Origin of the sequence: Streptomyces sp. NPDC006643, assembly GCF_042870175.1 — a bacterium.
Classification (GTDB): Bacteria; Actinomycetota; Actinomycetes; order Streptomycetales; family Streptomycetaceae; genus Streptomyces.
In genome coordinates this window covers 134,436-147,018 of the sequence record NZ_JBIAHA010000011.1, presented here as the reverse complement: position 1 = coordinate 147,018, position 12,583 = coordinate 134,436, and the positions used below count along the sequence as shown (strand labels likewise).

Here is a 12,583-nt window from a genome sequence, read left to right as displayed (position 1 = left end):
GCGGGGGAGGAACAGCGCTCGGCTGTTCCTCCCCCGCCGGGTACGGGATTCAGACGGCTTGGGCGGTGGGCAGGATGGTGATCTCGGTGAGATTGACGTGACGCGGCACGGAGGCCATGAAGGCGACGGTCTCGGCGACGTCGGCGCCCTGGAGGACGTCGATGTCGTGGATGAGGTCGGCCATCAGCTTGGAGGCGTCGGGGTCGGTGACGTGGTCGGGAAGCTCGGTGTCGACCATGCCGGGCTCGATCGTGGCCACGCGGACCATCTTCTGACCGAGCTCCACGCGCAACAGCCGCGTGAGATGGCTGATGTAGGCCTTGGTGCCCGAGTAGACGGAGAACTTCGCCAGGATGCGGGTGGCCGCGATGGACGAGGTGTTGATCAGGTCGGCGGGCCTGCCCCGGGCGGCCGAGTCCGTCAGATGGGGCACGAACGCGGCGATGACGTTCATCAGACCGGTGATGTTGAGGTCGATCTGGCGCTGCCACTCGTCGACCTTGAGTTCCTCGATGCCGGAGATGAGCTGGACACCGGCGTTGTTGAACACCAGGTCGGCCTTGCCGAAGCGGGCCTCGACCCGCTGGGCGGCACCGAGGACGGCCTCGCGGTCGGTGACGTCGACGGCCAGGGCGAGCGCGGTGCCGCCCGCGGCCTCGATGTTCTTGACCACGTCGTCGAGGCGGTCCTTGCGCCGGGCCAGTACGACCACGGTGGCACCGAGTTCGGCCAGGCGCCGGGCGGTGACGGCGCCCATGCCGCTGGAGGCGCCGGAGACGACAGCGACACGGCCGGCGAGGGGGGTACCGGTGAGCAGAGCAGCGGACATGACGAGACCTCAATCTGTGTGAGTGGGGTGTACGGGCGCCGGGCGCTGAGCGGTGGTGCTGCCCGGTCGTGCGGTCGTGCGGTCGTGCGGTCGTGCGTCAGGCGGCGTCGCTGTGCGCGGTGGCGGCGGACTTCTCGCGCCACGGGGCGAGGTCGTCCCGCATCTGCTGGTACTTGACCTCCAGCCGCTCAAGCGTGTCGCGCCCCATGTAGAGGTGCGTGGGCAGCTTCTCGGTCGAGGCGACCTCGACGATGAGGGCGGCGCCCTTGACGGGGTCACCGAGCTGCGCGTGATTGGCCTGGTCGATCCAGTCCAGCGTCACGTGCGCGGGGGTGCCGTCGTAGTCGGCGATACGGTCCCCGGCCACCGACAGGGAACTGGCGTCGAGGAAGTCGGTACGGAACACGCCCGGCTCGACGACCATCGACTGGATGCCGAACGGGGCCATCTCGACGGCGAGGGACTCGCTGATCCCGGCGACGGCGAACTTCGACGCGCAGTAGAGGCCGACGCCCGGCTCACCCTCGAAACCCGAACGGGAGCCGATGTGCACGAGCTTGCCGGATCCCTGCTCACGCATGACGGGCAGTACGGCGCGGGTGACGTTGATCAGTCCGAAGACGTTCAGGTCGAACAGCGACCGGGCCTCGGCGTCGGTGATCTCCTCCACCGCGCCGAGCAGGCCGCGCCCCGCGTTGTTGACGAGCACGTCGATGCCGCCGAAGCGGTCCACGGCGGCCTGGACGGCCCGCGGGATGCTGTCGTTGTCCGTGACATCCAGAGCGACCGCGAAAACCTGTTCCGAATTCTTCAGATCGTCCGGCACGCGCTCGGGATTCCGTACGCCGATCACCACGTTGTTTCCACCTGCGAGAGCGGTGCGGGCGATTTCGGCACCGATTCCACGGGAAGCGCCGGTGACAAACCACGTAGCCATGAGAAAGCCTTTCATCGTTTCCCCTTGCCGGGGATTTCCTGCTGACGTGAAAGAGTCTGTCCGTCGGCCACCGCGGTATGAAGGCTGTGCTTTTCCTGGGAGTCCCGCACCCAGGAAACGACGCGACTATCGGGCGGGCTTCTGCCGCTCAGGTGCGTCGGAGGCGTCGGAAGCTCCGGAAGCGTCGGAAGCGCCGGGTGCGCCGATGGAGCCCAGCAGGGCCAAGGCGTCCGCGGAGGGGGAGCCGGGCTCCGCGTGCAGGACGATGAGCTGCTGCCCGGGAGCGCTGCGGATGCTGAGCGCCTCGTGCCGCAACTCCAGCTCCCCCACGAGGGAGTGGTGCATCCGCTTGACTTCGTAGGGCGGCACCCGGGCGTACTCACGTGCCCACAGGGAGCGGAACTCCGCGCTGCGCACGGACAGTTCCCCCACCAGCTCCAGGATGCGAGGGTCCTCGGGGGTGTTCGCGGCGGTGGTCTGGAGGTCGGCGACCGCGCGATGCTTGGCCCGGTCCGCGTTGCGGTAGAGCGTTTTCGCGGCGGGATCCAGGAAGAGCATGCGCAGCACGTTGTCGCGCCGCGCGAAGTCGCGGTACAGGACGTCGGTCAACGCGTTGGCGGCCAGCAGGTCCTGGGCGTGGCCGATGATGAAGGCCGGCGTGCTGGTCCAGCTCTCGATCAGCTGCCGCAGATGCGGACGGACCCGCTCGACCCGGGACGGGGACTTCGTGCGGCGGGCCGCCGGTGGCGCGAGCAGGAACAGCTCCCGCCGCTCCTCGTCGCCGAGCCGCAGCACCCGGGCCAGCGAGTCCAGGACCCGCGGTGAGGGCTTGAGTTCACGGCCCTGTTCGAGCCGGCCGTAGTAACTCGGGCTGACACCCGCGAGCGTCGCGACCTCGTCCCGGCGCAGGCCGGGCACCCTGCGGCGGCCGGTGGTGGGCAGCCCCGCGTCCGCGGGGCTGAGACGTTCCCTCTTCGAGCGCAGAAAGTGACCCAGCCCTTCAACCGGGTCGGGGCGCGTGTCATTGGCCATACCGTCGAGGCTAGGTGGAAAACGCCCGGAAATGGGCTGCCCACGGTGGGTGCGTCACACCCAGGTTCGGGCGGCCACCAGGCGCGCGAGCGTGGGCGGCGGAGGGGCGGCATTTACGGATGCGCCACGGAACTACTCTGCGGCCACGGAACTACTCTGCGTACGAGCCGTACGACCTGCTGTTATTTTACGTTCGCCGGCACTTCTCTTCAGCGGTGACGCGTCTAATCTTGACGGCATGAGCAACGGGACACCCCTGGGTGATTTCCTCAGAGCCCGCCGAGAGGCGCTCAAGCCTCACGATGTCGGTCTGCCCGAATACGGCCGGCGTCGGGTGCCCGGACTGCGCAGAGAGGAAGTCGCGCTGCTCGCCGGAGTCAGCTCCGACTACTACATCAGGCTCGAACAGGGCCGCGAGAACAGCCCGTCCCCGCAAGTCCTGGAAGCCGTGGCGCAGGCCCTGAAACTGGACGCGGAGGCCGCCGACCACCTCAACCGCCTCTGCCTCACCGCCTCGCAGCGCCCCCGGGACCGGGACGAGTCGGAGGTCAGCGCACAACTGCTCCAGCTGATGGACGGTTGGCAGCACACCCCGGCCTTCGTGGTCGGGCCCGCCCTCGACATCCTGGCCGCCAACTCCCTGGCCGTGGCGCTCCACGCAGGGTTCACCCGGTTCGACAACCTCGCCCGCATGGTGTTCGCCGACCCGGCGGGGCGCGAGTTCTACCAGGAATGGGAGCGGGCCGCGCACTCCTGCGTCGCGGAGATCAGGGCCGCCTACGGCCACGATCCCGAATCGCCCCGTATCGCAGCCGTCGTGGCCGATCTGTCGGCCCGGAGCGAGGAGTTCGCCGAGCTGTGGGGGACGCACGAGGTCAAGAGCAAGTCCCAGGAAGGCAAACACCTCAAGCACCCCGAGGTCGGGGACCTGCACATCAAGTTCGCGGCCTTCACGGTCAACGGCGCCGCGCACCAGCAACTGGTCGTCTACCAGGCCGAACCGGCCGGCCCGACGGCGGCGGCTTTCGACACACTACGAGCCACGGCAACCCCACCGAAGACGCCCACGGCCACCGCCCCCATGACCACCGCCCCCACGGCCGAACTCGCGGTCGAGGAGCGGTGACCAGGCCCCGCTTCGCCGTGTTCGGTGCCGGAAGTATCGGGTGTCATCTTGGGGGGCATCTCGTCGCCGCCGGGTACGACGTGGTGTTCGTCGGGCGGGCGGCCGGGATGGGGGTGTTGCGGGAGCGGGGGCTCAGGCTCAGTGTCGCCGGGCGGGATGTCGTGCATCTCGCGCCGGAGCGGCTGACGTTGGCCACCGGGCCGGCCGCCGTGGCCGGTGCCGACTATGTGCTGGTCACCGTGAAGAGCGCCGGTACCGAGGCCGCCGCCAGGGATGTCGGCGGGCATCTGGCGGCCGGCGCCGTCGTGGTGAGTTTCCAGAACGGGCTGCACAACCCCGCCGTCCTGCGTGCCGCGCTGCCCGCGCGCACCGTGCTCGCCGGGATGGTCCCGTACAACGTGGTGGGGTCCGAGCCGGGGACCGTGCACCAGGGGATGCCGGGCACGCTCATGACCGAGGCCGACGACAGGCTCCTCGCCGCCCTGCGTGGGGCGGGCCTGGCCGTCGAGGCGCGCACCGACATGCGCGAGGTGCAGCACGCCAAGCTGCTGATGAATCTCAACAACGCGTGCAACGCCCTCTCCGGGCTGCCGTTGCGCGATCAGCTCGGCATGCGGGCGTACCGCCGCTGTCTCGCCCTCTGCCAGCGCGAGGCACTGGCCGTCTACCGGGCCGCCGGGATCACCCCCGCGCGCCTCGGCCCGGTGGCGCCGGGCCTCACCCCGTATCTGCTCGGGCTGCCCGACGCGCTCTTCCGCCGGGCAGCGGCGGCGTCCCTGCGGATCGACGCCCACGCGCGCTCCTCGATGTGGGAGGACCTCCAGCGCGGCCGGCCCACGGAGATCGACTCCCTCCAGGGAGAGATCGTCGCCCTCGCCGCCGCTCACGGACTGGGCGCCCCCGCGAACGCGCGGCTCGCCGCCCTGGTGCGCGAGGCGGAGAGCGCGCCGCGTACGTGGTCGGGACCGGAGCTGTACGCGGAGCTGCGCGCGGCGGTCTGACCGGTGCTACGTCTTGAGGAGGAGGGGCGGGCGGCACCGGGGTACCGGTGCCGGGCGGTGGATACGCCTCCGTGGACGGGGGGAACGGCGGCGAGGTGTTCCTAGCGTGGTGGGCGGGCCGGAAGCACGGCCCTGTCCCGTCCTCTGCACGCCTCCCGGGGGTTCTCCGTGGCCACGTTCCTCTACCGGCTCGGCCGGTTCTCGTTCCAGCGGCGAAGGCTTGTCCTCGCGCTGTGGATAGCCGTCCTGGCGGTCGTCGGCATCGGTGCTTCGGGGGTGTCCGGCAAGACGACGGACACCTTCAGCATCGCCGGCACCCAGTCCCAGGAGGCGCTGGACCTGCTGAAGGGGGAGTTCGCGCAGGCCTCGGCCGACGGGGCCACCGCGCGTGTGGTCTTCGAGGCGCCGGACGGGCAGAAGCTGACGTCCGGTCCCTACCGGGCCGAGGTCGAGTCCCTGGTCGCAGCGCTCGGGAAGGCCCACCAGGTGAAGGCGGTGGCCGACCCGTACACCGGCGGCGCCGTCAGCGAGGACGGCACGATCGGCTACGCGCAGGTGACCTACCAGGTCGCGGACTCCGACGTCGGCGACCGGGCGCGCGAGGACCTGGCGGACGTCGCCGAGCGCGGCGAGCGGGCCGGGCTCGGGGTCAGCATGGGCGGGACGGCGGTCGTCGAGGAGACCCACCAGAGCACCACCGAACTGATCGGCATCCTGATCGCCGCCGTCGTCCTCGTCATCACATTCGGTTCGCTGGTCGCGGCCGGACTGCCGCTGCTGACCGCGCTGTTCGGGGTCGGCCTGGCCATCCTGTCGATCACTCTCGCGAGCGCGGTCATCGACCTCAGTTCCAACACGAGCACGCTGGCACTGATGCTGGGTCTCGCGGTCGCCATCGACTACGCCCTGTTCATCGTCTCCCGCTATCTGGGTGAGCTGAAGGAGGGGCATACGCCGGAGGAGGCCGCCGGGCGGGCGCTCGGTACGGCCGGCTCGGCGGTGGTGTTCGCCGGGCTCACCGTGGTCATCGCGCTGGCCGGGCTCAGTGTCATCGGTATCAAGATCCTCACCGACATCGGGCTCGGCGCCGCGTTCGCCGTGGTCGTCGCCGTCGTCATCGCGCTCACCCTGCTGCCCGCGATGCTCGGCTTCGCCGGCGGCCGGATCGCGAAGGGGAAGCTCACGTCGCGCCGTAAGCGGGCCGTCGAGCGGGCGGAGCGCGAGCCCATGGGCGTGCGCTGGTCGACGTTCGTACTGCGGCACCCGGTCAAGGTCCTCGTCACCTCGGTCGCGGGCCTGCTGCTGCTCGCCACGCCCGCCCTGTCGCTCGAACTGGGTATGCCCAGCGACGAGTCGGCCACCCCCGGCAGCACCCAGCGCATCGCCTACGACACCATCACCGACGGTTTCGGCCCCGGCTACAACGGCCCCCTGTCGGTCGTGGTCGACGCCCGCGGCAGCGCCGACCCCAAGGCCGCCGCCGACCAGGCGGTGGCCCTGCTCGACGGCTTTCCCGACGTGGCATCGGTCAGCCCCGCCGCCTTCAACCAGGGCGGTGACGTGGCGCTGATCCACGCCGTCCCCGGCTCCGCGCCCAGCAGCGAGCGGACGGTCGACCTCGTCTCCGACATCCGCGACCGGGGCGCGGCCCTGCGGGACGACACGGGCGCGGAGCTGATGGTCACCGGCACCACCGCCCTGAACATCGACATCTCCGACAAGCTGAGCGACGCCATGATCCCGTACCTGTGCGTGGTCGTCGGCCTGGCGCTGCTCCTGCTGATGGTGGTCTTCCGCTCGATCCTGGTCCCGCTCAAGGCGGCGGCCGGCTTCCTGCTCAGCATCCTCGCGACCCTCGGTGTCGTCGTCGCGGTCTTCCAGAAGGGCTGGTTCGCGGACGTCCTCGGTGTCGACCAGACCGGCCCGGTCGTGAGCATCCTGCCGATCTTCATGATCGGTGTGGTGTTCGGCCTCGCCATGGACTACCAGGTCTTCCTGGTGACCCGGATGCGGGAGGAGTACGTCCACGGGGCCGGTCCGAGGGAAGCGGTCGTCGCCGGTTTCCGGCACGGGGCCCGGGTGGTCACCGCCGCCGCGGTCATCATGATCGCGGTGTTCTCCGGATTCATCTTCAGCGACACCGCGATCATCAAGTCGATGGGCCTGGGCCTGGCCGCCGCCGTCCTCCTCGACGCGTTCGTGGTGCGGATGACCATCGTTCCCGCGGTCATGGCACTGCTCGGCCACCGCGCCTGGTCGCTGCCCGGCCGGCTGGACCGGCTGCTGCCCGATGTGGACGTGGAGGGCGAGAAGCTGCGGCGTGAGCTGGCCGGGTCGCCCCGGGACGCGACGGAGTCCGAGCCGGTGCCTGCCGGGAAGGGCTGAGGCCGCGGCCGTACGATCCGAGGCAGGGCGTACGGCCCGGAGACCCGCCGCTCACGGCCCGTACGGCGCTGTGACCGACCGCCCCGCCCGCCGGTCCCACTCCCCCCGGGACCGGTGGGCGGTCCCCGTACCGAGAGGGCGTACGACGTGACCACACCGACCACGGCCGAACGCTCGGGCTCCCTGTTCGAGCCCGAGGCGCTGCTGGGCGGTGCCGAGCGGCGCTCGGACGTGCTGATCATGCGCATGCTCAGGCGGACCATGCAGACGGACCGGAACCTGCCCTGGGTCAGGCGCTGGTCCATGCCGCTGTTCTGCGCGCTGATCGGCATCCCCGCCCTCCAGAACGCGGAGAACGGCCGGGGCCCGTCCGTCCCGCTGCTGCTCGTCCTGATGGCGGCGTTCTGCGTGCCCCTGCTGTGGCGGCAGCAGCGTCCCATCCTGGTCTTCGGCCTCACCTCTGCCGTCTCCGCCGTGGCCCTCGCCCTGGACGCCAGTACGGGATCCGAGACCGCGCGGGTGGTGGCGCTGCTCAATGTGGGCCGCGCGGGCCGGCCCGTCCATCTCGCGGTCTGTCTGGGCGTCGCCGTCGCGCAGACGGGCCTGTCCGTCGCGGTCGGCGGCGAAGGGGAGGAGATCGGCCTCCAGACCTGGGTGATCGCGCTCATCCAGGCGGCCCTCGTGGCGGCCGTCGCCACGGCGGGCCTGGTCGCACGCGTGATCAACGCGTACATCAGGGCCCTGCACGAACGCGCCGTCCGGCTGGAGGTGGAGCGCGACCAGCGGGCCCGGCTCGCCGCCGCCGCCGAACGCGCCCGGGTCGCCCGCGAGATGCACGACATTCTCGGCCACACCCTCGCCGTCATCGTCGGCCTCGCGAACGGCGCCGCCGGACTGACCGAGGCGAAACCGGAACGGGGCGCCGAGACCCTCCGCATCATCGCCGACAGCGGGCGCGGCGCCCTGGCCGAACTGCGCCGTCTGCTCGCCGTCATCGGCGACGACGACCGGACCGCCGCCGAGGGGAGCCCGCTCGCCCCCCAGCCGGGTTTCAGCGATCTGGGCCCGCTGCTGGAGCGGGTACGCGCGGCGGGCCGCGCCGTCACCCTGCGCACCGGGGGCGACCGTACGGATCTGCCGCCCGGCCTCCAACTGGCCGTCTACCGCGTCGTACAGGAAGCCCTGACGAACACCCTCAAGCACGCGGCGGCCGACACGGCCGTCCATGTGACGATCACCGCCGACGACACCGCCGTACACCTCACGGTCGAGGACACCGGACCGGCGCTCACGCCACGGGCCAACGACGACGGCCGCGGCCTGGTCGGTATGCGGGAGCGGGCCGCGCTGTACGGCGGGAGCGTGCGAGCGGGGCCCAACGACCGGGGCGGCTGGACCGTCCGGGCCCGCTTCGTGATCGCGACCAACCCGGCACCCACGGAGAAGAGTCCCGTATGACCACCGTCCTCATCGTCGACGACCAGGCCCTCCAGCGGCTCGGTTTCAGCATGCTCATGGAGCAGCACCCCGATCTGAGCGTGGTCGGCGAGGCCACACACGGCGCCGAGGCGGTGCGCAAGACCGCCGAACTGCGCCCCGACGTCGTCCTGATGGACGTCCGTATGCCCGGCATGGACGGCATCGAGGCCACCCGCCGTATCGTGCAGTCCGGTGGGCGCTCCCGGGTCCTCGTCCTGACCACCTTCGACCTGGACGAGTACGCGTACGCGGCGCTGCGCGCCGGAGCGAGCGGCTTCCTTCTGAAGGACGCGCTGCCCGACGAGTTCATCAACGGTGTACGGGCGGTGGCCGCCGGGGACGCCGTCATCGCGCCCGGTCTGACCCGTAAGCTCCTCGACGCCTTCGCGGACCGGATGCCGGGCCGGACGCCTGAACAGGAGCGCCGGCTCGCCGGGTTGACCGAGCGCGAGCGCGAGGTCCTCACCGCGATGGCCAGGGGCTGGAGCAACACGGAGATCGCCGAGCGGTTCTCGCTCGCCGAGTCGACGGTCAAGTCGCATGTGAGCCGGGTGCTGGCGAAGATCGGGGCCCGGGACCGGGTGCAGGCGGTGATCTTCGCGTTCGACGCGGGACTGGTGAGTCCTGCCTGACGCGGCGGGCCGTCTGCGGGCTGTCTGTGGGGTGTCTGTGGGGTGTCTGTTGGGCGTGAGGCGTGCATGCCAATGCGGTGGGGAAAGGACTGGACCAATGAGCTTTTTCTCCGGTGAGCCCCGCCTGCAGACTTGGGACAACAGTTACGACGCCGGATCCGCCACCACGACGGTCTACCGCGACGGGAGACAACTCGCCACCGCCGATGACGTGTTGGACGGGGTGTCCTTCCAACTGCCGCCGGGTAAGGCGAAGTACCGCGTGGTGACCACCGTGGGCCGGGCCGGATCGGGTGTGTCGCCGGTGAGTTCGTCGGTCATCTGGCAGGCGGAGTTCACCTCGGCCCGTACGGACAAGGCCGTCGCGCTCCCGGCGAGTGTGGTCCGCTGCGCGCCGGCGCTCGCCGCTGACTCGACGGCCGCCGCCCTCGTACGGCAGAGCGTGCCGGTCGCGGTGCGAGGTTCGGCCGAGGGGCAGGGCCTCAACTCGCTGCGGGTGTCCGTCTCGTACGACAGCGGCGCCACCTGGCGGGGGGTCTCCGTGCACCGGGGGAAGGTGACCGTGGACAACCCGGCGGCCGGGGGGTCCGTCTCCTTCCGGGCCCGGGTGACGGACCGTCGGGGAAACGCCGTCGACCAGACGATCATCGACGCCTGTCGCACGAAGTAGGCCTCCTCGCAGGCCCGCACCGCGCGTACAACGGTTCGCGCGGCGCGGGCTTTCGGCCGTCGGCCGCTACGTGTCGAGGGTCTCGGTGAAGGCGTGGCCGGCCATGCCCGCCGTCAGGGTGCTGCCGTCCGCCGGGTCGATGAGGAGGAAGGAGCCGGTGCGGCGGAAGTGCGCGTAGGCGTCGACGGCCAGGGGCTCGGCGGTACGGATCACGACGCGGCCGATGTCGTTGGCGACGAGCCGCCCCGGGCTGGGGTGTTGGGAGAGATCGTCCAGGGCCAGCCGGGAGGGGATCTGTCTGACGACGGCCTTCACCGTGCGGGTGGTGTGTTTGAGCAGCACCCGTTGTCCCTCGGTCAGCGGGGTGTCGTGGAGATGGCAGACGGTGGCGTGCAGATCCTTGTCCGGGGTGGGCCCGGTGTCCCGCGGCACGATGAGATCACCGCGGGAGATGTCCAGGTCGTCGCGGAGCCGTAGCGTCACCGACTGCGGGGCCCAGGCCATGTCGACCGGGGAGCCGAGGGCGTCGATGGCCTCGATGGTGGTGGTGTGTCCGGAGGGCAGGACGGTGACGGGCTGGCCGACGCACAGGACGCCGGAGGCGAGTTGGCCCGCGTAGCCCCGGTAGTCGGGCAGCTCGGGCAGCTGGGGCCGGATGACGTACTGGACGGGGAAACGGGCCGCGTCGTCGGAGGGGTCGTGGGCGACCGGCACCGTCTCCAGATGCTCCAGGACGGTCGGGCCCGCGTACCAGCCCATGGCCGCGGACGGTTCGACCACGTTGTCCCCGGTGAGCGCGGAGATCGGGATCGCGGTCACCTCGGGGACGCCGAGGGAGGCGGCGTACGCGGTGAACTCCTCGGCGATCGCGGCGAACACGGGCTCCGCGTACGCCACGAGGTCCATCTTGTTGACGGCGAGGACGACGTGGGGGACACGGAGGAGGGCGGCGATGGCGGCGTGGCGGCGGGTCTGTTCGACCACGCCGTTGCGGGCGTCGACCAGGATCACCGTCAGTTCGGCGGTGGACGCGCCGGTGGCCATGTTGCGGGTGTACTGGACGTGTCCGGGGGTGTCCGCCAGGACGAAGCGGCGCCTGGGGGTGGCGAAGTAGCGATAGGCGACATCGATGGTGATGCCCTGTTCGCGTTCGGCGCGCAGTCCGTCGGTGAGGAGGGCGAGGTCGGGGGTGCTCTGGCCGCGGTCGCGGGACGCGTGCTCGACGGCTTCCAACTGGTCGGCCAGGACGGACTTCGAGTCGTGGAGGAGGCGTCCGACGAGGGTGGATTTGCCGTCGTCGACGCTTCCGGCGGTGGCGAGACGCAGCAGCGAGGCGGCGGGGGTCGGGGTGGCCGGGGCGATGGCCGGGGCGGCGGCGGATCGGGTCATCAGAAATATCCCTCGCGCTTGCGGTCTTCCATGGCCGTTTCGGAGAGCCGGTCGTCGGCCCGCGTCGCGCCGCGCTCGGTCAGCCGGGAGGCGGCGATCTCCGCGATGACCTTCTCGGTGGTGTCCGCGGCGGAGTCCACGGCGCCGGTGCAGGACATGTCGCCCACGGTGCGGTAGCGGACCTGGCGGATCTCGGTGTGCTCGCCGTGCTTCGGCCCTCCCCACCCGCCCGGCGCCAGCCACATGCCGTCGCGCGCGAACACCTCGCGCCGGTGGGCGTAGTAGACGCTGGGCAGCGGGATCTCCTCGCGGGCGATGTACTGCCACACGTCGAGTTCCGTCCAGTTGGACAGGGGGAAGACGCGGACGTGTTCGCCGGGCGCGTGCCGGCCGTTGTAGAGCTGCCACAGCTCGGGGCGCTGGCGGCGGGGATCCCAGCCGCCGAATTCGTCACGCAGGGAGAACACGCGCTCCTTCGCGCGGGCCTTCTCCTCGTCGCGCCGGCCGCCGCCGAAGACGGCGTCGAAGCGGTTGGTCTCGATGGCACGCAGCAGGGGCACGGTCTGGAGGGGGTTGCGGGTGCCGTCGCCGCGGTCGCGCAGTTCGCCGCTGTCGATGAACTCCTGGACGGAGGCGATGTGCAGCCGCAGTCCGTGCTCGGCCACGGCCTTGTCGCGGTATTCGAGGACTTCGGGGAAGTTGTGGCCGGTGTCCACGTGCAGCAGGGCGACGGGCAGCGGCGCGGGGGCGAACGCCTTGAGCGCCAGCCGGAGCATGACGATGGAGTCCTTGCCGCCCGAGAACAGCAGCACCGGGCGCTCGAACTCCCCGGCCACCTCCCGGAAGATGTGCACGGCCTCCGACTCCAGCACATCCAGATGACTCAGTGGAAAGCCACTGCCCCGCGACAGCGTCTGAAAGGACGCGTTCTTCACCCCAGCCCCCGTTCCCCAGTTCGTCGATGGTTCGTCATGGTTCGTCGATCCGTCCGGCCTCCTCAAGGACCGCCGGGTCACGCGTACTTGTGCCGATGAGTGATTCTCAAGGCCGTCGGGCCGTACGGCGGTAGTCAGGGATCCTCCTGGGTCCTGCCGGTCGGCGTA

11 protein-coding genes are annotated in these 12,583 nt (G+C 70.9%); 6 read left to right on the top strand and 5 right to left on the bottom strand.

What is annotated here, in order from left to right:
- Window positions 1-49: 49 nt before the first annotated feature.
- The 3 genes from ACFYNU_RS16915 to ACFYNU_RS16905 form a co-directional block, all read right to left on the bottom strand.
- Window positions 50-829: an SDR family oxidoreductase gene (locus tag ACFYNU_RS16915; protein ID WP_356584094.1), complete on the bottom strand. Its 780-nt coding sequence runs from the start codon at window positions 827-829 to the stop codon at window positions 50-52.
- Between the two features lie 97 nt (window positions 830-926).
- Window positions 927-1,766, bottom strand: coding sequence for an SDR family NAD(P)-dependent oxidoreductase (locus ACFYNU_RS16910; RefSeq protein WP_356584096.1), 840 nt, complete (start codon window positions 1,764-1,766; stop codon window positions 927-929).
- A gap of 126 nt (window positions 1,767-1,892) precedes the next feature.
- The gene (locus ACFYNU_RS16905) at window positions 1,893-2,798 is read right to left on the bottom strand and encodes a helix-turn-helix transcriptional regulator (RefSeq protein WP_356584098.1); all 906 of its coding nucleotides are present in this window, start codon (window positions 2,796-2,798) and stop codon (window positions 1,893-1,895) included.
- A 238-nt stretch (window positions 2,799-3,036) separates the two neighbouring features.
- On the opposite strand from ACFYNU_RS16905, the gene ACFYNU_RS16900 reads away from it, so the two are divergent.
- The 6 genes from ACFYNU_RS16900 (at window position 3,037) to ACFYNU_RS16875 (ending at window position 10,091) form a co-directional block, all read left to right on the top strand.
- Window positions 3,037-3,924, top strand: a complete 888-nt coding sequence (locus ACFYNU_RS16900; RefSeq protein WP_356584100.1) for a helix-turn-helix transcriptional regulator — start codon at window positions 3,037-3,039, stop codon at window positions 3,922-3,924.
- A complete protein-coding gene (locus ACFYNU_RS16895) occupies window positions 3,921-4,925 on the top strand; it encodes a 2-dehydropantoate 2-reductase (protein WP_356584102.1) in 1,005 nt (334 codons plus the stop codon). Before ACFYNU_RS16900 ends, ACFYNU_RS16895 begins: the two co-directional genes overlap by 4 nt.
- 168 nt (window positions 4,926-5,093) lie before the next feature.
- The gene (locus ACFYNU_RS16890; RefSeq protein ID WP_356584104.1) at window positions 5,094-7,310 is read left to right on the top strand and encodes an MMPL family transporter; all 2,217 of its coding nucleotides are present in this window, start codon (window positions 5,094-5,096) and stop codon (window positions 7,308-7,310) included.
- 147 nt (window positions 7,311-7,457) lie between these two features.
- Window positions 7,458-8,768: a histidine kinase gene (locus tag ACFYNU_RS16885; protein WP_356584106.1), complete on the top strand. Its 1,311-nt coding sequence runs from the start codon at window positions 7,458-7,460 to the stop codon at window positions 8,766-8,768.
- Window positions 8,765-9,421, top strand: a complete 657-nt coding sequence (locus ACFYNU_RS16880) for a response regulator transcription factor (RefSeq protein ID WP_356584108.1) — start codon at window positions 8,765-8,767, stop codon at window positions 9,419-9,421. Before ACFYNU_RS16885 ends, ACFYNU_RS16880 begins: the two co-directional genes overlap by 4 nt.
- A 97-nt stretch (window positions 9,422-9,518) precedes the next feature.
- The gene (locus ACFYNU_RS16875; RefSeq protein WP_356584110.1) at window positions 9,519-10,091 is read left to right on the top strand and encodes a hypothetical protein; all 573 of its coding nucleotides are present in this window, start codon (window positions 9,519-9,521) and stop codon (window positions 10,089-10,091) included.
- Between the two features lie 66 nt (window positions 10,092-10,157).
- On the opposite strand, the gene ACFYNU_RS16870 is transcribed toward ACFYNU_RS16875, so the two are convergent.
- Together ACFYNU_RS16870 and cysD are read right to left on the bottom strand one after the other, a co-directional pair.
- Window positions 10,158-11,480 carry a GTP-binding protein gene (locus ACFYNU_RS16870; protein WP_356584112.1) on the bottom strand — a complete coding sequence of 441 codons (1,323 nt, stop codon included), beginning with the start codon at window positions 11,478-11,480 and terminating at the stop codon, window positions 10,158-10,160.
- Window positions 11,480-12,415, bottom strand: a complete 936-nt coding sequence (gene cysD / locus ACFYNU_RS16865) for a sulfate adenylyltransferase subunit CysD (protein ID WP_356584114.1) — start codon at window positions 12,413-12,415, stop codon at window positions 11,480-11,482. The genes ACFYNU_RS16870 and cysD overlap by 1 nt, the downstream gene beginning before the upstream one ends.
- Window positions 12,416-12,583 lie beyond the last annotated feature (168 nt).